Source organism: Streptomyces sp. NPDC007856 (assembly GCF_042868225.1).
Lineage (GTDB): Bacteria > Actinomycetota > Actinomycetes > Streptomycetales > Streptomycetaceae > Streptomyces.
In genome coordinates this window covers 1-1,438 of the sequence record NZ_JBIAEC010000110.1, presented here as the reverse complement: position 1 = coordinate 1,438, position 1,438 = coordinate 1, and the positions used below count along the sequence as shown (strand labels likewise).

General features: G+C 65.0%; 2 protein-coding genes. Both read left to right on the top strand.

The features are described 5' to 3' along the window. The coding region (locus ACFYOH_RS44800) for a DUF3459 domain-containing protein (RefSeq protein WP_388638126.1) at positions 1–423 on the top strand (423 nt) is incomplete at its 5' end. Beyond that, positions 420–1,438 (top strand): alpha-amylase family glycosyl hydrolase (locus ACFYOH_RS44795; protein ID WP_388638124.1); only part of this gene is annotated, 1,019 nt, incomplete at its 3' end. The genes ACFYOH_RS44800 and ACFYOH_RS44795, both read left to right, overlap by 4 nt.

Genomic DNA, 1,438 nt, shown 5'->3' with positions numbered 1-1,438 from the left:
CAGCTCAGGCACCGGGACTGGGAGGCTGCGGCACGCGAGGGCCGGACCATCGCGCCGCTCATCACCAGGCTCAACACCATCCGACGGCAGCACCCGGCCCTGCGTCAACTGCGCGATCTGCACTTCCACCACGCCGACAGGGACGCGGTGATCGCGTACTCGAAGCGGAGCGGGTCGAACACGGTTCTGGTGGTCGCCAACCTCGACCCCCACGACACCCAGGAGGCAACGGTCTCGTTGGACATGCCGCAACTCGGCCTGGACTGGCACGAGTCCGTGCCGGTGCGCGACGAGCTCACCGGCGAGACCTACTACTGGGGCAGGGCCAACTATGTGCGCCTCGAACCGGGCCATCGGCCCGCGCATGTCTTCACCGTCCTGCGACCGTCCAACCCGCAGATCGGAGGGTCACCCACAATATGATCGTGAATGAGCCCGTCCCGGACACCTTCGAGGACACACCCGTCAAGGACCGGGACCCGGAGTGGTTCAAACGCGCCGTCTTCTACGAGGTCCTGGTCCGCTCCTTCCAGGACAGCAACGGCGACGGCGTCGGTGACCTGAAGGGTCTGACCGCCAAGCTGGACTATCTGCAGTGGCTCGGCGTGGACTGCCTGTGGCTGCCGCCGTTCTTCAAGTCACCGCTTCGGGACGGCGGTTACGACGTCTCCGACTACACCGCCGTACTGCCCGAGTTCGGTGACCTCGCCGACTTCGTGGAGTTCGTGGACGCCGCCCACCAGCGCGGCATGCGCGTGATCATCGACTTCGTCATGAACCACACCAGCGACCAGCATCCGTGGTTCCAGGAGTCGAGGCGGGATCCGGACGGTCCGTACGGGGACTACTACGTCTGGGCCGACGACGACAAGCAGTTCCAGGACGCCCGGATCATCTTCGTCGACACCGAGGCCTCCAACTGGACGTACGACCCGGTACGCAAGCAGTACTACTGGCACCGCTTCTTCTCGCACCAGCCAGACCTCAACTACGAGAACCCGGCGGTGCAGGAGGAGATGATCTCCGCGCTGAAGTTCTGGCTGGATCTCGGCATCGACGGGTTCCGGCTGGACGCCGTGCCGTACCTGTACCAGCAGGAGGGCACCAACTGCGAGAACCTGCCGGCGACCCACGAGTTCCTCAGGCGGGTGCGCAAGGAGATCGACACCCAGTACCCCGACAAGGTGCTGCTGGCGGAGGCCAACCAGTGGCCGGAGGACGTCGTCGACTACTTCGGGGACTATCAGTCCGGTGGCGACGAGTGCCACATGGCGTTCCACTTCCCGGTGATGCCGCGCATCTTCATGGCCGTGCGGCGTGAATCCCGCTACCCCGTCTCGGAAATCCTCGCCAAGACACCGGCCATCCCCTCGAAGTGCCAGTGGGGCATCTTCCTGCGCAACCACGACGAGCTGACCCTCGAAATGGTCACCGACGA